Annotated in this window: 18 protein-coding genes; 8 read left to right on the plus strand and 10 right to left on the minus strand. The window is 64.6% G+C overall.

Translation table 11 applies throughout. The annotated features are described in order from the left end of the window. Positions 1 to 3: 3 nt before the first annotated feature. The gene (gene ald / locus G8O24_RS11160) at positions 4 to 1,119 is read right to left on the minus strand and encodes an alanine dehydrogenase (protein ID WP_188099119.1); all 1,116 of its coding nucleotides are present in this window, start codon (positions 1,117 to 1,119) and stop codon (positions 4 to 6) included. Positions 1,120 to 1,252: 133 nt separating this feature from the next. Between ald and G8O24_RS11165 the strand changes: the two genes are divergently transcribed. The 4 genes from G8O24_RS11165 (at position 1,253) to G8O24_RS11180 (ending at position 6,153) form a co-directional block, all read left to right on the plus strand. After that, complete coding sequence (locus tag G8O24_RS11165) at positions 1,253 to 1,732, plus strand: Lrp/AsnC family transcriptional regulator (protein WP_188099121.1); 480 nt, start codon at positions 1,253 to 1,255, stop codon at positions 1,730 to 1,732. Positions 1,733 to 1,936: 204 nt separating this feature from the next. Next, positions 1,937 to 3,124 (plus strand): cupin domain-containing protein, encoded by a 1,188-nt coding sequence (locus G8O24_RS11170; RefSeq protein WP_188099123.1) that lies wholly within the window; start codon positions 1,937 to 1,939, stop codon positions 3,122 to 3,124. 86 nt (positions 3,125 to 3,210) lie between these two features. Next, positions 3,211 to 5,568, plus strand: coding sequence for an Orn/Lys/Arg family decarboxylase (locus G8O24_RS11175; protein WP_188099125.1), 2,358 nt, complete (start codon positions 3,211 to 3,213; stop codon positions 5,566 to 5,568). Positions 5,569 to 5,574: 6 nt separating this feature from the next. Beyond that, positions 5,575 to 6,153, plus strand: coding sequence for a GNAT family N-acetyltransferase (locus G8O24_RS11180; protein WP_188099127.1), 579 nt, complete (start codon positions 5,575 to 5,577; stop codon positions 6,151 to 6,153). Positions 6,154 to 6,156: 3 nt separating this feature from the next. On the opposite strand, the gene G8O24_RS11185 is transcribed toward G8O24_RS11180, so the two are convergent. From G8O24_RS11185 to G8O24_RS11195, 3 genes are all read right to left on the minus strand, one after another. Beyond that, positions 6,157 to 6,369, minus strand: coding sequence for a hypothetical protein (locus tag G8O24_RS11185; protein ID WP_188099128.1), 213 nt, complete (start codon positions 6,367 to 6,369; stop codon positions 6,157 to 6,159). A gap of 120 nt (positions 6,370 to 6,489) precedes the next feature. Further along, complete coding sequence (locus G8O24_RS11190) at positions 6,490 to 6,939, minus strand: flagellar basal body rod protein FlgC (protein ID WP_188099130.1); 450 nt, start codon at positions 6,937 to 6,939, stop codon at positions 6,490 to 6,492. A gap of 115 nt (positions 6,940 to 7,054) precedes the next feature. After that, positions 7,055 to 8,104 (minus strand): hydroxyacid dehydrogenase, encoded by a 1,050-nt coding sequence (locus G8O24_RS11195; RefSeq protein ID WP_188099133.1) that lies wholly within the window; start codon positions 8,102 to 8,104, stop codon positions 7,055 to 7,057. 241 nt (positions 8,105 to 8,345) lie between these two features. Between G8O24_RS11195 and G8O24_RS11200 the strand changes: the two genes are divergently transcribed. From G8O24_RS11200 to G8O24_RS11210, 3 genes are all read left to right on the plus strand, one after another. Beyond that, positions 8,346 to 8,906 carry a thiamine pyrophosphate-binding protein gene (locus G8O24_RS11200; RefSeq protein WP_188099135.1) on the plus strand — a complete coding sequence of 187 codons (561 nt, stop codon included), beginning with the start codon at positions 8,346 to 8,348 and terminating at the stop codon, positions 8,904 to 8,906. Positions 8,907 to 8,928: 22 nt separating this feature from the next. Beyond that, positions 8,929 to 9,525 carry a thiamine pyrophosphate-dependent enzyme gene (locus tag G8O24_RS11205; RefSeq protein ID WP_188099136.1) on the plus strand — a complete coding sequence of 199 codons (597 nt, stop codon included), beginning with the start codon at positions 8,929 to 8,931 and terminating at the stop codon, positions 9,523 to 9,525. A 77-nt stretch (positions 9,526 to 9,602) separates the two neighbouring features. Then, complete coding sequence (locus tag G8O24_RS11210; RefSeq protein ID WP_188099138.1) at positions 9,603 to 9,986, plus strand: VanZ family protein; 384 nt, start codon at positions 9,603 to 9,605, stop codon at positions 9,984 to 9,986. A 55-nt stretch (positions 9,987 to 10,041) separates the two neighbouring features. Here G8O24_RS11210 and G8O24_RS11215 read toward each other — a convergent pair whose 3' ends face one another. From G8O24_RS11215 to G8O24_RS11235, 5 genes are all read right to left on the minus strand, one after another. Next, the gene (locus G8O24_RS11215) at positions 10,042 to 10,425 is read right to left on the minus strand and encodes a DUF1236 domain-containing protein (RefSeq protein WP_188099140.1); all 384 of its coding nucleotides are present in this window, start codon (positions 10,423 to 10,425) and stop codon (positions 10,042 to 10,044) included. A 114-nt stretch (positions 10,426 to 10,539) separates the two neighbouring features. Beyond that, positions 10,540 to 11,427 carry a 2-hydroxy-3-oxopropionate reductase gene (locus G8O24_RS11220; RefSeq protein ID WP_188099142.1) on the minus strand — a complete coding sequence of 296 codons (888 nt, stop codon included), beginning with the start codon at positions 11,425 to 11,427 and terminating at the stop codon, positions 10,540 to 10,542. Between the two features lie 209 nt (positions 11,428 to 11,636). Then, positions 11,637 to 12,422, minus strand: a complete 786-nt coding sequence (hyi, locus tag G8O24_RS11225) for a hydroxypyruvate isomerase (protein WP_188099144.1) — start codon at positions 12,420 to 12,422, stop codon at positions 11,637 to 11,639. A gap of 11 nt (positions 12,423 to 12,433) precedes the next feature. Beyond that, positions 12,434 to 14,218: a glyoxylate carboligase gene (gene gcl, locus G8O24_RS11230; protein ID WP_188099146.1), complete on the minus strand. Its 1,785-nt coding sequence runs from the start codon at positions 14,216 to 14,218 to the stop codon at positions 12,434 to 12,436. Between the two features lie 152 nt (positions 14,219 to 14,370). Next, entirely contained in the window at positions 14,371 to 16,173 is a 1,803-nt protein-coding gene (locus G8O24_RS11235; protein WP_188099148.1) for an adenine deaminase C-terminal domain-containing protein, read from the minus strand. A 232-nt stretch (positions 16,174 to 16,405) separates the two neighbouring features. Here G8O24_RS11235 and G8O24_RS11240 point away from each other — a divergent pair, with 232 nt between their 5' ends. Next, positions 16,406 to 17,617 (plus strand): metalloprotease, encoded by a 1,212-nt coding sequence (locus G8O24_RS11240; RefSeq protein WP_188099150.1) that lies wholly within the window; start codon positions 16,406 to 16,408, stop codon positions 17,615 to 17,617. Here G8O24_RS11240 and G8O24_RS11245 read toward each other — a convergent pair. Continuing rightward, positions 17,598 to 18,461, minus strand: coding sequence for an IclR family transcriptional regulator (locus G8O24_RS11245; protein ID WP_188099152.1), 864 nt, complete (start codon positions 18,459 to 18,461; stop codon positions 17,598 to 17,600). The genes G8O24_RS11240 and G8O24_RS11245 overlap by 20 nt on opposite strands. Between the last annotated feature and the right edge of the window lie 69 nt (positions 18,462 to 18,530).

The raw sequence follows: 18,530 nt of genomic DNA on the forward strand, positions 1-18,530 counted from the left end.
CCCCTACGCCGCCAGCCCACTCCCAACAGGCGCGAACTCCATCCCGAGACTCTCGGCCACCGCCTTGTTGGTGATGCGGCCGCGATGCACGTTCAAGCCGTTGCGCAGGTGCGGATTTTCCAGCACCGCGGCAAAGCCCTTGCCCGCGAGCATCAGGCCGAACGGCAGCGTCGCATTGTTCAGTGCCTGGCTCGAGGTCACCGGCACCGCGCCCGGCATGTTGGCGACGCAATAATGCACGACCCCGTCGACCTCGTAGGTCGGCTCCGTGTGCGTCGTCGCATGCGAGGTCTCGAAGCAGCCGCCCTGGTCGATCGCGACGTCGACCAGCACCGCGCCCGGCCGCATCGATTTGAGCATCGCGCGCGTGACCAGCTTCGGCGCGCTGGCGCCCGGCACCAGCACGGCGCCGATGACGACGTCGGCGGCGAACACCTCGTCCTCGACCGACTCGATCGTCGAGAAGCGCGTACGCACACGTCCGGCGAAAAGATCGTCCAGTTCGCGCAGGCGCGGAAGCGAGCGATCGATCACCGTGACCTCAGCGCCAAGGCCAGCGGCCATGCGCGCGGCCTGCGTCCCCACGACACCGCCGCCAAGAACGACGACGCGCGCCGGCTGCAGGCCGGGCACGCCGCCGAGCAACACGCCGCGACCGCCAGCCGATCGCTTGAGCGCGGCGCCGGCGGCCTCGATGGCGAGGCGGCCGGCGACTTCGCTCATCGGCGCGAGCAGGGGGAGGTGGCCAGCCGCGTCGGTGACGGTTTCATAGGCGATCGCAGTGCAACCGGAGGCCAGCAGACCGTTGGCCTGTTCGGGATCCGGCGCGAGATGCAGGTAAGTAAACAGGATCTGGCTTTCGCGGAGCTGGGCCCACTCGCTCGCCTGCGGCTCCTTCACCTTCACGATCATGTCGGATCTGGCGAAGACGTCGCGCGCGCTGGCGGCAATGGAGGCCCCTGCCCGCTGGTAGACCTCGTCGGAGGCGCCGATGCCGCTGCCCGCCCCGGTCTCGATCGTCACTTGGTGCCCGGCTGCGACATATTCGCGGACGGCGCCCGGGGTGAGCCCGACGCGATATTCCTGCACCTTGATCTCCTTGGGCACACCGACACGCATCCTGGGCTCCTCTTGATTCACGCCGTGATGGTAGCGACGCAGCCGGTTTGGTTTCGTGCAAATATCAGCTAGTTTCTCGGAACTTGCGCCGGTTTCCGGCGCGCAAACGCCCTTTCACGCTGGAAACAAAACCTTGGCCCTCGACCGCAAAGATCTGGCGATTCTCGCGGAACTCACCACCAATGCGCGCGCCAGCCACACCGAGCTCGCCAACAAGGTCGGGTTGTCGAGCACGGCGCTGGCGCGTCGGCAGAAGGCACTCGAGGATGACGGCTACATCCAGGCCTACCAAGCCGCGCTCGACCTCGCGCAGTTCGGCCTCACCACGACGGTGCTGGTGCGCATCGCGCTGGAGAGCCAGAGCGACGAGGCGCTGAAGGCGTTCGAGGCAGAGGTGGTGAAATGCCCGTCCGTCGTGCGCTGCTTCCTGATGTCGGGCACCGACGACTACATCCTGATCGTGCTGGCCCGCGACATCCAGGATTTCGAGCGCATCCACCGCACCGAATTGTCGCGTCTGCCGCGCGTCGCACGCGTGCAATCGAGCTTCGCGCTCCGCGAGGTCGTCAACCGCGCGGTGCCGACCGTGGTGTTCGGCGAGACGCGGCGGTAGCCAGACCCGACTGGGCCGCGCGCCAAGCGCATCGCTTTGCCAGCCACCTCCTCCCGCGATCAAAGAAAGTTGAATTGTGGCTTCAACCATACGGTTGAGGCCCAACAGACCCGATCATCAGACCCAATTGATAGGGCGCGAAGCCACCGCGCCCCATGTCACGCAACCATTTTGCCCAATCTTCTGGCTCTTGAGGGTCTTTCGATGTTCAAATCTAGCCGCCGTCTTTTCATTCAATCCGTTGCATTCGGTGCCGGCGTGCTTGGCGCCGCCAGATCCGCACTCGCAGCGCCCGACGGACATGCCGCCGGCTACGACGTGGCTCCCGCGTCCGAGTTCCTGAAGACAATCCCGCGCAAGTCGGGCGACCCGGTGGTGTTCACCGCATCGCTCGACAAGGGACCGATCAAGGCCACCTCCGGGGGCTGGGCGCGCGAGGTCACCACGCGCATTCTTCCGCTCGCGACCGGAATTGCCGGCGCGCATCTGTTCGTGAACGCCGGCGGCGCTCGCGAGATGCATTGGCATAATTCGGCCGAATGGGCCTATGTCGTCGACGGCCATTGCCAGGTGACGGTGGTCGATCCCGAGGGCCAGCTCGAAGTCGTCAACCTCGCACCCGGCGATCTCTGGTTCTTCCCCAGAGGCCACAGCCACGCCATCCAGACGCTGGGCCCCTCCCCCTGCCACGCCATCCTCGCCTTCGATGACGGCCTCTATTCCGAGCACGGCACGTTCGGCATCAGCGACTGGATGAGCCGTTACGATGCGCCGACCTTGTCACAGGCGCTCGGGGTGTCCGCGGAGACCTTCAGTCCGAACCCGAAGGCCGAGACCTACATCATGCAGGGCGAGGTGCTGGCACTCGACGGTCCGCAGGCAAAAGTCGCCCGCGCGCTGGACCGCGACCGCACCCACCGTTTCCCGCTGATGGCGCAGAAGCCGCGCGTGAGCACGGCGGGCGGACAGCTTTACGTCGCCTCCGCCAAGGAGTTTCCGGTTTCGAGCTCCATGACCGGGACGGTACTCAAGCTCAGGCCCGGCGCGATGCACGAGCCGCATTGGCACACCAACGCTAATGAATGGCAATACGTGCTGAAAGGACGCACGCGCGTCACCCTGTTCGCGTTCGACAAGCGGGTCGCGGTCGCGGAGCTCACGGCGGGAGAATGCGCCTACATCCCCGCCAATTGTGGCCACTCCATCCAGAACATCGACAAGGACGACGCCGAGATGGTCGGCGTGCTCGACAGCGGCACCTACCACGAAAGCAGCCTCGGCGACTGGCTCGCAAAGGCGCCGCGGCACCTCTTGGCCAACAATTTCGGCGTCGCGGAGGCAGCGGTGGCGAATTTCGGCCGGAAACGGATGGTCATCGCCAGCGCAAGCTGATCGCTCCGCCGCTCAGGAGGCGTTGTCATCGAACTGTCATCGAATGTGCAGAGACGTGTCTGTCTCTGCACATTCGGGACCTGCCCATGGATTATTTCAAGCGCTTCAACTTCCTGTTCGCCGCACCTGTGTTCGACGCCGACGATCTCGAGGGCGTGCGCTTCAACCAAATCATCGAGGAGATCCAGCGCTCCGGCTTCGAGGTGGTCCGGGCCCGCAAGCTGGAGGACGCCGAGATCGCGGTGCAGACCGATGCCGCGATCGGCTGCATGGTGGTGGACTGGGGCAAGAAGGGGTTCGAGGGCAAGACCTCGGCCCTGATCAATCTGATGCGGCGCCGCGGCCTCGATTTCCCGATCATCCTCCTGATCCGGCGCAAGCGCTTCGAGGATTTGCCGGTCGAGGTGCTCGACTTCATCGACGGCTACGTCTTCCTGTCCGAGGAGACCCCGACCTTCATCGCCAAGAATCTGATCAGCCGGCTCAAGCAATATGCCGAGACGCTGAAGACGCCGTTCTTCGGCGCGCTGGTCGACTATGCCGAGGAAGGCAACCAGCTCTGGACCTGCCCGGGCCACAATGGCGGAGTGTTCTACAACCGCAGCCCGATCGGCCGGGTCTTCGTCGAGCACCTCGGCGAGTCCGTGTTCCGCGACGACCTCGACAATTCCGTGCTCGACCTCGGCGATCTCCTCACCCATGAGGGGCCGGCGCTGAAAGCGCAGAAGGAGGCCGCGGCGATCTTCGGCGCGGAGAAGACCTATTTCGTGCTCAACGGCACCTCGACCTCTAACAAGGTCGCGCTCGGCGCCCTGGTCACCGACGGCGATCTCGTGCTGTTCGACCGCAACAACCACAAGGCCGCCCATCACGGCGCGCTGATGATCGGCGGCGGCATCCCGGTCTACGTCCCGACCATCCGCAACGCCTGGGGCCTCATTGGCCCGATGCGCTGGGACGTGCTCGACGAGAAGGCCTTGCGCGAGGCGATCCGCAATCATCCTTTGGTGACGGACAAGGAGGCCTGGCGGAAGGAGCGGCCGTTCCGTGTCGCCGTGGTCGAGCAATGCACCTATGACGGCACGATCCACAATGCCGAAATGATCCTGAAGCGGATCGGCCATCTCTGCGAATACATCCTGTTCGACGAGGCCTGGGCCGGCTTCATGAAGTTCCACCCGCTCTATGCCGGCCGCTTCGCCATGGGGCTCGCCAATCTGCCGCCGGAGGCGCCAGGCATCATCGCGACGCAGTCGACCCACAAGCAGCTCGCGAGCTTCTCGCAGGCCTCGCAGATCCACATCAGGGATCGTCATATCCGCGGCCAGAAGCGGCGCGTCGAGCATCGCCGCTTCAACGAGAGCTTCATGCAGCACGCCTCGACCTCGCCGTTCTATCCGCTGTTCGCATCCCTCGACGTCGGCGCGCAGATGATGAAGGGCCGCTCGGGCGAAGTGTTGTGGGACGATACGATCCGCCTCGGCATCGAGTTGCGCAAGAAGATCCGCGCGATGCGCCGGGAGTTCGAGGAGAAGGAGCAGAATCCGGACCGCCGCTGGTTCTTCGAGCCGTTCGTTCCCGATCGCGTCGCCATCCCCGATGTCAGCCGCCCCGGCGCTGCGCATAACGTTGCCTGGGAAACGCTGTCGACCGACGAGCTCGCCACCACGCCGGCGCTCTGGCAGCTCGGCCCCGACAGCCCCTGGCATGGCTTCCCCGGCATGGAAGAGGGCTTTGCCATGACCGATCCGAACAAGCTGACCCTGCTCACGCCCGGCTTCGACCGCACCACCGGGGCCTATGCCGAGCACGGCATCCCCGCCCCCGTGGTCGCGCAATATTTGCGCGAGAACCGCATCGTCCCTGAAAAGAACGACCTCAACTCCCTGCTCTTCCTGCTTACGCCCGGCGTCGAGGCCAGTAAGGCCGGCACGCTGATCTCCGGCCTCGTCGCCTTCAAGAAGCTGCACGACGACAATGCGCTGCTGGCCGACGCGATCCCGGAATTCTATCAGCGGCGGCAGGCGCGCTATGCCGGCGTGCGACTGCGCGATCTCTGCAACGAGATGCACCGCTTCTTCCGCGCCGCCGATGTCAGCGCGCTCCAGGCGCGGCAATTCATGCCCGAACACATGCCTGACATTGCGATGTCGCCCCGCGATGCCGCGCGCTATCTGTTCAAGAACGACGTCGATTATCTGCCCATCGAGGCGATCGCCGGCCGCATCGCCACCACGCCCTTCGTGGTCTATCCGCCAGGCATCGCCACCATCGTCCCCGGCGAGCGGCTGACGGAACGGGCCAAGCCGATGGTGGATTATCTCAAGATGTTCGAAACATGTTTCAACACGTTTCCGGGCTTCGACGTCGAAATCCAGGGCGTCTACAAGGAGGTCGATTCCCGCGGCCGCATCGGTCTCTATACCTATGTCGTTGCCGAGTAGATGCCGATGAACGAAACAGCAATCGCGCGCACCGACGACGAGCCGGTCCTGGTCCGCACCTCACGCGAGAGCGACATCGAGGCGATGATGGCGATTTACCGCCATCATGTTCGTAACGGCGTGCCGCGGGACGTCGAGGGAACCGGCGCGCCGGAGCCGGATGATTTGCGCGACCGGCGCAAGAATTTGAAGCAGACCCGCCTGCCGCATCTGGTCGCGACCTGGCGCAGCGAGGTCGTCGGTTATGCCTACGCCGTGCTATTCCGCAAGCGTCCGGCCTATCGCTACACGGCCAAGCACTCGATCTATGTCCACCACGAGCATCTCGGCCGCGGCGTCGGACGACTGCTGCTGCAGGAGCTGATCGACGCTTGTGCCGCGGCCGGCTTTCGCCAGATGATCGGCTACATCGATGCCGACAACGCGCCCTCGCTGGCGCTGCACGAGAAATTTGGATTTTCGCGCGTCGGCCTGCTCTGCGGCGTGGCCTATCGCCACGGCCGCTGGTCGGACACCGCCATGGTGCAGCGCTCGCTCGGCGCCGGCGTCACCGCGCCGCCGCCTGTCGCCGCACCGGGCCGATAAGTTTCACGAAGGAAAGTCAGCCGGTCTGACGTGGATGCGATCGGCATGCAGGGACCAGTGATGCAACGCCTGATCCTCGCAGAATTTTGCGATCGCCCGTTCCGTCGCCTCGTCCTCGTCGGCCGCGTCGATCTCGAGCGTGCCCTGGCAGACCTCGCACTGACGGCCGTACTCGCCAAGCACGTCCTTCATGAACCTGACGACATAAGTTGACATGGGACCTCCTGCTGTGCCGGCAGCACTCTAGTCCCATTTAGGCCGGATCGGGCGAGGAGATTTTGACGCGGATCAAGGTCGATCGCGGTTCCTGTTGCCCATTCAGGCGGCAGTCCGGGCTCAACTGGTTATGTCGAGCAGCGACTTTTCCGTCTCGGAATAGGCCTGGATGACCTTCGCATTGGCGATGAAGCTGTACTTCGCGGTCGCCAGCTGAACGAATTGGTCGGCGAGATCGACGTTCGGCGCGGCGACCAGCCCGTCCTGGTTCGCGAAGGGAGCACTCGGGTCCGATTGCGCAACGTAGCTCGGCGAGACCGTCGAGACGGTTGCAGCCGTACCGCCTGGCGTCGAGCCGCTCGATTGGGAGACCTGATCGACCCGCAGCGGCACGTAGGCGGGGGGAAAGGTCGGAGCAATGCTCGAACCGGCCGCACCAGCCGACGTGCCCGCTCCGGCTGACGCGGGCAGCGCACCGGTCGTGCGAACATTGGCGATGTTGCTCGCGGCCACGTTCACACGCAGGCTCGCCGCAGAAAGTCCTGATGTCGCGATCGAATATATGCTCATGCCCCTGATCTACAGGACAAGTCATACGCGTTCATTCACGGCATCGGTAAAATCCGCCGGGTTCCGTTTTCGGCCTCGTAACCAACCATCGGAGCGTGATCGGACCTCGCGCGCCCTATCCCGGCGTCACGCCGAACGCCTGCTTGAAGCGCTCGGCATAAACAGGCCAGACCTCGGGGTTGATGATGCGCGGCGGCCGCCTGCCGTCGAGCGTCTCCAGCACCTGCTCGGCGGCGATCCGGCCCATGTTCTGGCGCGCCTCGACGGTGACGCCGGCGGTGTGCGGGCTCGCCAGCACATTGTCGAGCTGAAGCAGCGGGTGCTCCGGCGGCGGCGGCTCCTTGGACCAGACGTCGAGGCCAGCACCGGCAATGCGCTTGTCGCGCAGCGCCTGCAGCAGCGCGTCCTCGTCGTGAATGAAGCCGCGCGCGGTGGTGATGAAATAAGCGTGCGGCTGCATCAGCGCGAACTCGCGGGTGCTGATCATGTTGCGGCTGCCCTTGTTGAGCGGGCACGAGATCGAGACGAAATCGGCGCGGCGCAAGAGCTCGTCGAGCTCGACCTTCTCGCCGCCCCGCTCGGCCATCACCTCTTTCGAGAGATACGGGTCGTAAGCCAGCACCTTCATGCCGAGCAGGCCGTTGCAGAGCGCTGCGATACGACGGCCGACATTGCCGAGGCCAATGATACCGACAGTCTTGTGCTCGACCTCATTGCCGACGAGCTCGTTGCGATTGACGTTGGGTTCGCGGCGGAGCCGGCGGTCGGACTGGATGATGCGCTTGGACAAGGTCAGCATCATCGCCAGCGCGTGCTCGGCCACCGAATGGGCATTGCCGCCGGATTGGTTCACGACCAGCACGCCCGCATCGGTGCAGGCCTCGACGTCGACAGGGTCGAAGCCCGCGCCGTTGCTGGAGACCAAGAGCAGGTTCGGCGTTCGCTTCAGGAAGGCGGCATCGACATGGAAATGCGGCGCCAGCTCGTCGCGGGCGGCGCCGATCTGGTAGACATGCGCCGCACTCAGGATCGGCGCGTAGAAATCCTCGGGGCTCTCATTCTCGATGCGGTCGAGCCGGACGTCGGGCCGCGCCTTGAGAATATCGACATAGATCGGATTGGCCAAGTATTTGACGTAGAAGACACGCTTGCTGTTGACCGACATCAGGACCCTTCCGGCTCTCATGGAGAACCCGCTAGGTCAGCGCGACGCGCGCTCAACTCCTGGCGTCCCTCCTGATTTTTCATTATCCCGCTTATGACATGGCGGTGCCGGCCATGGCAGGCCGTCTGGCGCAGATCACGGTGCCGGCCCGGACATGTTGACAATCCCGCCTGCTCCGTCAAGTTCGACGGATAGCCGCGACGGACAGAGAACAAGCATGCGCGGCTGAAGGGAGAACGCAATGGCAATTGCGGAGCAGCAGCCTCCGGCGGGACAGGGCGCTGGCGACAGAAGCTGGCACGGCATCGTCCTGCAAACCCTGAAGCGGAACGAGGTCAGCCTGGTCCCCTACGTGCCCGACCGCGTGCTGACGCCGCTGATCAAGAACCTCCACGCCGATCCCTTCTTCACCACCTTTGCCACCGCACGCGAGGAGGAGGCCGTCGGCATTGTCTCGGGCGCCTGGATGGGCGGGCGGCGCGGCGCGGTGCTGATGCAGACTTCGGGTTTTGCCACGCTCGCCAATGTGCTCGCCTCGCTCGCGGTGCCCTACCAGATCCCGCTGATCATGTTCGTCTCCGAGCGCGGCACGCTCGGGGAATTCAACTATGGCCAGTCGCTGGTCTGCCGCACCATGCGTCCGGTGCTGGATTCGCTGGCACTGGAGCACCACACCATTGGCAGGCTCGACGAACTCGAATTCATTGCCGATCGCTCGATCAAGCAGGCCGTCACCACGCAGGCTCCGGTGGCGTTGATCCTCAACCCGCTGCTCACGGGCGGCAAGGTTTTTGACAAGTGAGGCCGGCCAAATGAACCCTAAAATGAACACGCACAACACCAAGGTCATGAACCGCTTCGACGTCACCTCGCGTCTGATCGCAAAGCTCAAGCACGAGGAAGCTGTGATCGGGGGCATCGGCAACACCAATTTCGACCTCTGGGCCGCCGGCCATCGCCCGCAGAATTTCTACATGCTGGGCAGCATGGGCCTCGCCTTCCCGATCGCGCTCGGCGTGGCGCTGGCGCAGCCCGATCGCCGCGTCTTCGCACTGGAAGGCGACGGCTCGCTCCTGATGCAGCTCGGCGCGCTCTCGACCATCGCGGCGCTGAAGCCGAAGAACCTGACCATGATCGTGATGGACAACGGCATCTACCAGATCACCGGCGCGCAGCCGACGCCGGCTGCCGGTGTCGCCGATCTCGTCGGGATCGCCCTGGGTTCGGGGCTCGCCAACAGCGCCTGGGCCGCGGACGAGGAGGATTTCGAGCGGCTGGTCGACGAGGCCATGTCGGCCGACGCGCCGAGCCTGATTGCGCTCCGCATCGACGACAAGCCCGGGGTCGGCACCACGCGCCGGGATCCCGTGCAGATCCGCGAGCGCTTCATGCAGGGTCTCGGCGTGCGCGAGCCACTTTGACATTTCGGCATTAACCACATGGCGATCTGATCCGCATCCCGACACAGGCCTCTGCCGATCCGTGCTAAGCGGTACGGATGTCCATTCTTATTCGCGCTTTTGCCTGGCTGCTTCGCGCCTTTGCCTGGTTGCTCGCCGCCGCCGTAACCTTTGCCACGCTTGGGCCGCCAAGCCTGCGTCCCCATTCCGATCTCGGCCAGGACGGCGAGCATGGGCTTGCCTTCCTCCTGGTCGGGCTGGCTTTCGGCCTCGCCTATCGGCGGCGCCGCCTGTCGGTGACCGCCGTCGCGATCGTGCTGATTGGCCTGCTCGAACTGATGCAGCTCTGGGTGCCCGGACGCCATGCGCGGCTGGAGGATTTTCTCGTCGATGCCGGCACTGCCTGCATCGGCTTCGCGTGCGCGGCCGTTATTGATTGGGTCATGACCCGGTCTCGAGCAAGCTCGGCCCTGACAAGTTGAGGCCCTGCGCAGCGATGCTCCGCAGGGCCCTTTTCTTCAAAGCCAGTGACGCCGATCAGTCGATGATCTTGATCACGCGGCGCGTACGCGGCTCGACGATGACGCGGCGATCATTCACGACGGCATAGCGATACTGGGTGTAGTTCGGGACCGGACGCAGCACCACGGTATCGGGCAGCGGTTCGCCGACCACGACGCGCTCATGCACAACGACGGAGTCGTCGCGCGGGATGCCGCCCAGAATCGCATTCGGAATCTCCAAACCGGCGCCGACGGCTGCACCGACGGTGCCGCCGACCATTGCGCCAACAGGGCCTCCGATATCGCCGCCCGCACGCGCGCCATTCGCGGCGCCCTCGGCGGTCGTCGACTGAGCAAAGGCTGCACTCGACGCCAGCAGCGACGCAGCAGCCAACGAAATCGCAAGACGGGTTCTCATGTCCTGATGTCTCCAGTGATTGTTGTGCGCCATCAACTGCGGAGCTGGAGCAATGTTCCGGTTCCCGTGCTGATACGCACATTCCCCCCTGGAAGAGTGTTACCGCGTAACAGTTCAACCGGCCGCGATCTCGTGGCCTGCCATCAGTTCCAGCGCCCGCACCATCGCCGAATGATCCCAGCCCTTGCCGCCATGCGCCGTGCAGGACGAGAACAATTGCTGCGCCACCGCCGTGCTCGGTAACGACAGGCCGAGGGAACGTGCGCCTTCCAGTGCGAGGTTGAGATCCTTCTGGTGCAGCTCGATGCGGAAGCCGGGATCGAAATTACGCTTCACCATGCGCTCGCCATGCACCTCGAGAATCCGCGACGAGGCAAACCCACCCATCAGCGCCTTGCGCACCAGCGCCGGGTTCGCGCCGGCCTTGGAAGCGAACAGCAGCGCCTCGCTGACCGCCTCGATGGTCAGCGCGACGATGATCTGATTGGCGACCTTTGTCGTCTGGCCGTCGCCGTTGCCACCGACATGGGTGACGTTCTTGCCCATCTTGTCGAAGACGGGCTTCATGGTGCCAAAGGCCCGCTCGGGACCACCGACCATGATGGTAAGGCTCGCAGCTTTCGCGCCGACCTCGCCGCCCGACACCGGCGCATCGAGATAGTCTGCGCCCAGAGCCTCGATCTTCCTGGCGAACTCCTTGGTCGCCAGCGGCGAGATCGAGCTCATGTCGACCACGATCTTGCCTTTGGAGAGGCCGCTCGCGACACCGTCCTTGCCGAACAGCACGGCTTCGACATGCGGCGTGTCAGGCACCATGATGATGACAGCATCGGCCTCCTCCGCGACCTCCTTGGCCGATTTGCAGGCGACACCGCCAGCCGCGATCAGCTCCGGCGCGACCGGCGCCACGTCATGCAGGAAAACGCGGTGGCCCGCGGCCAGGAGATGGCCGGCCATCGGCCGTCCCATGGTGCCGAGCCCGATGAAGCCGATGTCGATCATGTCTGACTTTCTTTCAGTTGGATTAGCGAAATTTCGGCCGCGAGCTTGGTGCACCTCTCCCGCTTGCGGGAGAGGTCGGCACGCAGTGCCGGGTGAGGGTTCTGTCCGCGTTGGGATTGTCTCCTCGAAACTCCCATTGCGGAGATACCCTCTCCCCAGCCCTCTCCCGCAAGCGGGAGAGGGAGCCCACCGACGCTGTGGCTAGGTTCTCAGGTCTCAAAGGTCTGCGCGGCGTGCCAGGCGAGGCCTTCCAGCGTCGTGGTGCGCGGCTTGTATTCGCAGCCGACCCAGCCGCGATAGCCAATCGCGTCGAGATGGCGGAACAGGAAGGGATAATTGATCTCGCCGGTGCCGGGCTCGTGACGGCCCGGATTGTCGGCGAGCTGGATATGGGCGATCTCAGGTAGATATTCCTGCATGGTGCGGGCAAGATCGCCCTCCATGATCTGCATGTGATAGATGTCGTACTGGATGAACAGATTGTTCGACCGCACTTCCGAGATCAGCTGCACCGCCTGCTCGGTGCCGTTGAGAAAGAAGCCGGGAATGTCGAGCGTGTTGATCGGCTCGACGAGCAGCTTGATGTTTTCCCTTGCCAGCGTCGAGGCGGCGAACCGCAAATTGCCCACCAGCGTCTCCTGCAGTTCGCGCGGTTCGGCGTCGGCAGGCGCAATGCCGACCAGGCAGTTGAGCTGCTCGCAATCGAGCGCCTTGGCGTAATCGATGGCGCGGAACACGCCGTCGCGGAATTCGGCAGTGCGATCGGGCAGGATCGCGATGCCGCGCTCGCCCGCGGCCCAGTTGCCGGCGGGCAGATTGTGCAGCACCTGCGTCAGCCCGTGGGCCTCGAGCTGCTCGCGCAGCTGCGCCTTGTCGAAATCATAGGGGAAGAGATATTCGACCCCGGCAAAGCCGGCTGCTTTCGCAGCACTGAAGCGATCGAGGAACGGTATCTCGTTGAAGAGCATGGTGAGGTTGGCGGCGAATTTCGGCATGCTACTCTCCCCTATTCCGCCGGCTGTAGCACGCGCTTGGTTCCGAGCTCGTCGAGCGGCAGATCCAGCACCTCCTCGAACTCGACGATATTGTCGATCTCCGTGCCCATCGCGATGTTGGTGACGCGTTCGAGGATGAACTCGACCACCACGGGCACGCGGTGTTTCGCCATCAACTCGCGTGCGGTTGCGAACGCGGCTTGCGTATCCTCAGGGCGGGTGACGCGGATTGCCTTGCAGCCGAGGCCTTCAGCGACCGCAACATGGTCGACGCCATAGACGCCGATCTCCGGCGCGTTGATGTTCTCGAAGGAGAGCTGGACGTGATAGTCCATCTCGAAGCCGCGCTGCGCCTGACGGATCAGGCCGAGATAGGAATTGTTCACGACGACGTGGATGTAGGGCAGATTGAACTGGGCCCCGACCGCGAGCTCCTCGATCAGGAACTGGAAGTCGTAATCGCCCGACAGCGCGACGATGTCGCGGTCTGGACACGCCGCGCGCACGCCGAGCGCTGCCGGCAGCGTCCAGCCGAGCGGACCCGCCTGCCCCGCATTGATCCAGTTGCGCGGCTTGTAGACACCGAGGAACTGGGCGCCTGCGATCTGCGACAGGCCGATCACCGTGACGTAGGTGGTGTCGCGGCCGAACGCTTTGTTCATCTCCTCGTAGACGCGCTGCGGCTTGATCGGCACGTTGTCGAAATGGCTCTTGCGCAGCATGGTCTTTTTGCGATCGCGACAGGACGCCGGCCACGCCTGGCGCTCGCGCAGCCTGCCGGAGCGTCGCCATTCCCTGGCGACGGTCACGAAGAGTTCGAGCGCGGCCTTGGCGTCCGAGACGATGCCGAGATCAGGATTGAACACGCGCCCGATCTGGGTCGGTTCGATGTCGACATGCACGAAGGTGCGGCCCTTGGTGTAGGTCTCGACCGAGCCGGTGTGACGGTTGGCCCAGCGGTTGCCGATGCCGAGCACGAAATCGGATTCCAGCAGCGTGGCATTGCCGTAGCGGTGGCTAGTCTGCAGACCCACCATGCCGGCCATCAGCACGTGGTCGTCGGGGATCGCACCCCACCCCATCAGCGTCGGCACCACGGGCACGTTGGCAAGCTCGGCAAACTCGACCAGCAGGTCCGAGGCATCGGCATTGATGATGCCGCCGCCCGCCACGATCAGCGGCCGCTCGGCCGCGTTGAGCATGTCCAACGCCTTCTCGACCTGCTTGCGCGTCGCGGCCGGCTTGTAGACTGGCAAGGGTTCGTAGGTCTCGTCGTCGAACTCGATCTCGGCGAGCTGCACGTCGAGCGGCATGTCGATCAACACCGGGCCCGGACGGCCCGAACGCATCACGTGAAAGGCCTGGCTGAACACGCGCGGCACCAGCGCCGGCTCGCGCACCGTCACCGCCCATTTGGTCACGGGCTTTGCGATCGACTCGATGTCGACGGCCTGAAAATCCTCCTTGTAGAGTCGCGCGCGCGGGGCCTGGCCGGTGATGCAGAGGATCGGAATGGAATCGGCGATCGCCGAATAGAGCCCGGTGATCATGTCCGTGCCTGCTGGACCCGAGGTGCCGATGCAGACGCCAATATTGCCGGCCTTCGCCCTTGTATAGCCCTCGGCCATGTGCGAGGCGCCCTCGACATGGCGGGCCAGGATGTGGCGGATCGAGCCGCGCTTCTTCAGCGCCGAATAGAGCGGATTGATCGCCGCGCCGGGAACGCCGAAGGCAGTCGAGATGCCTTCCTTCTCCAGGATACGCACGGCAGCATCGACAGCTCGCATCTTCGCCATATCGGACCTCGCTCAAATTGCGTCAGCGAGCGAGATCATCGGGCGCATGGACGCCGATCTCAACGAGATCGATTTTATTTTCCACGATGCGGCAGCCGCAAAAAAAATCGCGGCCGCTTCAATCGGTTAGATTGAGATGCGGGTGAAAGCGGTCACTCGAACAACGGCGCCAATTCCATCTGCGGCACCAGCACGAGACCCTTGTCGGTGATGCGAATTTCCGGAATGACCGATAGGGGAATCAAATTGAAGCCCATGTAGGGAATGGTGCAGCCGGCGTCCGTCCATTCCTTCTTCAGCGCCTTGACTTCTTCAGCCACCTCGGTGACGCGCTTGTCGGAAAGCAGGCCCGCGATCGGCAGCGGCACCAGCGCCCTCACCCTGCCGTCGGCGACGACGCAGACGCCGCCTTGCTGCGCCTTGATCGCTGAGATCGCCACCTGCATGTCCGCTTCGTTCGTACCGGCGACGATGATGTTGTGGCTGTCGTGGCCGACGCTGGAGGCGACTGCTCCGCGCTTCAGGCCGAAATCCTTCAGAAGACCATAGGCGATATTGCCGGCTGACTTGCCGTGGCGCTCGACCACGGTAACGAAGCACAGGCCGTAGCGCGCGAACAATTCCGGCCAGTCCTTCGCCGGCTCGATCGCGACTTTCTCGTGGATCAGCGTGATGCCGGGCAACGCGGTCTTGATCGCATTGACGGTGCAGGCCTTCGCCGGCAGCTCCGGCGTCAGCTTCATCGTCTCCGGCAGCTTGACGGTGACATAGGCCGCATCAGGATATTGATAGCGCTGAGACAGCGCCCGATCGAGACGCGACGTGATCTTGCGGTTCTCGACCATCAGCTCGCCGCCATACCAGGTCGATTGCGGCTTGAGCTGGTCGTCCATCAGCACGAGGTCGGCGCGGCGGCCGCCGCCGAGCCCGCCGATATCGCCTTCCATGCCGAAGCGCGTTGCGCCGTGCAGCGAGCCCATCGACCAGGCCTGCTCCGGCGACATCCCCGCCTTCACGGCTTCGCGCACCACCCAATCGAGGCCAAACAGCAGAAGGTCATCGGCGTCGCGATCGTCCGTGCACACCGCGGTGCGCTTGTGCGAGGCGCCGAGTTCGGTGATGGTCCGGATCGCCTGCGGCAGCGAATGCCACGGTGTCGTTGGCGGGCCGCCGCGCAGGAAGACCCAGACGCCGGCGTCGAGCAAATCGTCGGCGATATCGCGGTCGATCGCTTCATGGGTATCGGTGACGCCTGATGCCGCGTAGGCCGCGACGAATTCGCGGCCGTAGACATGGCCGGACACCGGCCGCCCGCGCTTCAAGGCCGCGGCCAGGATGGCGTGGCTGCGCTCGTCGCCCATGGTGACAGGCACGAAATCCATTTTCTCGCCGAGCGCCACTGCTTCCGGCCAGCGGTCGAACAGCCCGGCGATCTTGTCGGGCGTAAGATCGCCGCCGGCGGTCTCCAATTCCGCGGAGGTCGCGGGCACCGTCGAAGGCACCGTCAGGAAGATCGAGAGCGGCGCCTCGCGGGCATCCTCCAGCATTGCCTCGACGCCGGCGACGTCCATCACGTTGCCGATCTCGTGGCTGTCGCAGAAGATCGTGGTGGTGCCGTTGAGCAGTGCGGCTTCCGCATAGGCGCAGGCCGTCACCATCGAGGATTCGATATGGATATGCGGATCGACCAGCCCCGGCGCGATGATGCCGCCGGCGGCATCATACAGCGGCACGTCTCTCCATGCCTTCTTCGCCGTGCCTGACGGCTTCACCGCGGCGATGCGGCCGCCTGATATCCAGACCTCCCGTCCCGGATGGATCCGCTCCGAATAGGTCGAAAGCACCCGGGCGCCCGTGATGACGAGGTCGGGCGCGAGGCGCGCGGATGCGACATCGGCAAGACGGCGCGTCATCGCATGCAGCGGCGCGACGGAGAAACGGGTGAGTTTAGTCATCGGAACTCCCGGCTGGCAGGGGGTCGTCCGGCAATGGTTGCGCCCTCGGACGGCAGGGGCAACTCAATTAAAACGGCACTTCTGCTTACGCATTGGGCATGACCTGCAACCGGCGTGCGCGACCGCCACGGCCCATCGACGGCCGCGGAAGCTTAGCACAGTACCTCCGCCTTCCCAGATCCGATACAGCTTCAAATGAACTTCCCCCTGACAGCTGCGACCAACTCAGGCCATGCTGAGACTCCTCGCCCTTCCCATCGAGATATTGCGGATCGCCTTTTATGCGTTGCAGGGTCTTGTCGACGCGCTGCGGGCGCGCAACCGGCTGAATCTGGAATTCAACGTCCTCGTCAACGCGCCGCGCGATGCGGTGTGGCAGTTCAGCACCGCTGATCGCATGGTGCTGGATGGCCCGCCCGTGCTCGAAATCTCGCGCGAACCCGTCCCCGACAGCGACGGTCTTTGGCTGACGCGCCTCCTTGTCAGCGGCCAGCCCCGGACCCAGGGCGTTTCGCGCGAGCTCGTACGTGACGAAGCCAAGGGCGTCATTGTCGCGCAAGCGGTGGCGCACGAGCTCTCCGTGCCTCCTGAAGGCGGCCGCAACGTCAAATCGGGGATGCGCATCGAAGCAACGGCGCAGGGTACATCGCTCACCGTTTTCAGCGAGATGACGGTGAGCTCCTTCCGCGACCGCGTCATCTATCCGATTGGGCTGCAGCGAATGGCCATTCTGATCAAGCAGCAGTGTGAGGCCCAGGCCGGCACGCACAGTCGCGCCGCTGCCCTGGCCAATAACGGCCTGGTGCTGTCGCTGCTCGCGCTCTTGAGCTTCTGCTATCTGTTCGGCTGGAAAGAAGGCCTCATGCTGGCGATCGTCGTCGCCATCCATGAGGCGGGACACGTCGCGGCGATGCTGATGGCGGGCGTCGGGGTCCGTGGCATCTACCTCATCCCCTTCTTCGGCGGCGCCGCCGTTCCCAAGACCGCCTACCGCAGCGAGGGCCGGCTCGGCTTCATCGCCCTGATGGGGCCGGGCTTCAGCCTCATTCCGACGCTCGGCCTGTTCGCGATGTATCGCGCCGATGGCGGAGCCGATCTCCTCGAAGCGGCGCAGATGTTCGCGATCATCAACGCCGCCAATCTGCTGCCGATCTATCCCCTCGACGGCGGCTTGATCCTCAACGCATTGATCGGTTCGGTGAGCCGCAGCTTTGCGCAGATCGTGGGCTGGATCGGCGTGCTTGTTGGCCTCGGGCTGGCGCTCTATTTCCAATCCTTCCTGATCGGCATTCCGTTCCTGCTGTTCGCGCTCCAGCGCTCTTTGTCCAACAGCAAGACGTTTCAGCTCGAGAGGCTGTCCGTCGCGGGCGGGTTCGCGCTGGCATGTGCCTCAATCACGACCTTCGGTCTGTATGTCTACGTGATCAGGGCCGTGCTCCATTAGCCCCCTTCGGCTCCGGCGTCACGCCGCCCAGGGCCGCCGTAAGTTCCGCCGCCACCTCGCGCACCATGCGCCCCACCTCCGGCAATCGCACATCGGTGATGCGGCTGGTCATGCCGGACACGGAGATCGCGGCGAGCGGCTCGGCGAGCGCGTTGTAGACCACCGCAGCGACGCAGCGCAGGCCCATCTGCGCTTCCTCATCATCGACCGCAAACCCCTGCTTACGAATGGCCGCGAGCTGCCTGAACAGGTCGCTCGGCCGCACGATGGATTTCTCCGTGAGCCTTGGCATGCCGTGGTGACGGATGACGGCGCCGACATCCTCGTCCGAATAGGTGGCGAGCACCGCCTTGCCGACGCCCGAGGTCACCATCGCGACGCGGCCGCCGACCTTGGTCAACGAGCGCATGATCTCGCGGCTCTCCATGCGGGTCAGCACGATGATGAACTCGTCGTCGACGACCGCGAGATTGGCGGTCTCGCGGGTGAGATCGCGCAGCTTGCGGAGATAGGGAATCGCCTGTGCGGTGAAATTGCGCCGTCGTGCAAAACTCGCGCCCACGGTAAAGCCGCGCACGCCGACGTGCCATTTGGATTCGGCACGGTCGAACTGCACGAAGCGGCGGCTTTCAAGCGTCGCCAGGAGGCGGTGTACGGTCGAGGGCGATAGGCCCGTGCGGACGGCGAGATCGCTCAGGCGATAGCCCTCGTCGTCCTCGGCCAGCGTCTCGAGGATCGACAGCGCGCGATCGACGGACTGCACGCCGCCGTCACGCGCCTCGTGCTCGGTCTCCACCGGCGCGTGAGGTTCGAGCGATTTGCGTCGGATCACGTTCTTGCCCATCGCGTGCGACCGTCATTCCGGGATGGTGCGCCGGGACTGCGCGCAGCGCGGGCCTGGCGTACCAGACCC

Source organism: Bradyrhizobium campsiandrae (genome assembly GCF_014529705.1).
Classification (GTDB): Bacteria; Pseudomonadota; Alphaproteobacteria; order Rhizobiales; family Xanthobacteraceae; genus Bradyrhizobium; species Bradyrhizobium campsiandrae.

What these genes read in the sequence shown, in the direction of transcription:
- G8O24_RS11215 (WP_188099140.1), bottom strand. Translation starts at nt 10,425, where the DNA reads ATGAGAACCCGTCTTGCGATTTCGTTGGCTGCTGCGTCGCTGCTGGCG.
- G8O24_RS11210 (WP_188099138.1), top strand. Translation starts at nt 9,603, where the DNA reads ATGTCCATTCTTATTCGCGCTTTTGCCTGGCTGCTTCGCGCCTTTGCC.
- G8O24_RS11175 (WP_188099125.1), top strand. Translation starts at nt 3,211, where the DNA reads ATGGATTATTTCAAGCGCTTCAACTTCCTGTTCGCCGCACCTGTGTTC.
- G8O24_RS11245 (WP_188099152.1), bottom strand. Translation starts at nt 18,461, where the DNA reads ATGGGCAAGAACGTGATCCGACGCAAATCGCTCGAACCTCACGCGCCG.
- ald (WP_188099119.1), bottom strand. Translation starts at nt 1,119, where the DNA reads ATGCGTGTCGGTGTGCCCAAGGAGATCAAGGTGCAGGAATATCGCGTC.
- G8O24_RS11190 (WP_188099130.1), bottom strand. Translation starts at nt 6,939, where the DNA reads ATGAGCATATATTCGATCGCGACATCAGGACTTTCTGCGGCGAGCCTG.
- G8O24_RS11205 (WP_188099136.1), top strand. Translation starts at nt 8,929, where the DNA reads ATGAACACGCACAACACCAAGGTCATGAACCGCTTCGACGTCACCTCG.
- G8O24_RS11170 (WP_188099123.1), top strand. Translation starts at nt 1,937, where the DNA reads ATGTTCAAATCTAGCCGCCGTCTTTTCATTCAATCCGTTGCATTCGGT.
- G8O24_RS11235 (WP_188099148.1), bottom strand. Translation starts at nt 16,173, where the DNA reads ATGACTAAACTCACCCGTTTCTCCGTCGCGCCGCTGCATGCGATGACG.
- hyi (WP_188099144.1), bottom strand. Translation starts at nt 12,422, where the DNA reads ATGCCGAAATTCGCCGCCAACCTCACCATGCTCTTCAACGAGATACCG.
- G8O24_RS11180 (WP_188099127.1), top strand. Translation starts at nt 5,575, where the DNA reads ATGAACGAAACAGCAATCGCGCGCACCGACGACGAGCCGGTCCTGGTC.
- G8O24_RS11240 (WP_188099150.1), top strand. Translation starts at nt 16,406, where the DNA reads ATGCTGAGACTCCTCGCCCTTCCCATCGAGATATTGCGGATCGCCTTT.
- G8O24_RS11195 (WP_188099133.1), bottom strand. Translation starts at nt 8,104, where the DNA reads ATGTCGGTCAACAGCAAGCGTGTCTTCTACGTCAAATACTTGGCCAAT.
- G8O24_RS11200 (WP_188099135.1), top strand. Translation starts at nt 8,346, where the DNA reads ATGGCAATTGCGGAGCAGCAGCCTCCGGCGGGACAGGGCGCTGGCGAC.
- G8O24_RS11220 (WP_188099142.1), bottom strand. Translation starts at nt 11,427, where the DNA reads ATGATCGACATCGGCTTCATCGGGCTCGGCACCATGGGACGGCCGATG.
- gcl (WP_188099146.1), bottom strand. Translation starts at nt 14,218, where the DNA reads ATGGCGAAGATGCGAGCTGTCGATGCTGCCGTGCGTATCCTGGAGAAG.
- G8O24_RS11185 (WP_188099128.1), bottom strand. Translation starts at nt 6,369, where the DNA reads ATGTCAACTTATGTCGTCAGGTTCATGAAGGACGTGCTTGGCGAGTAC.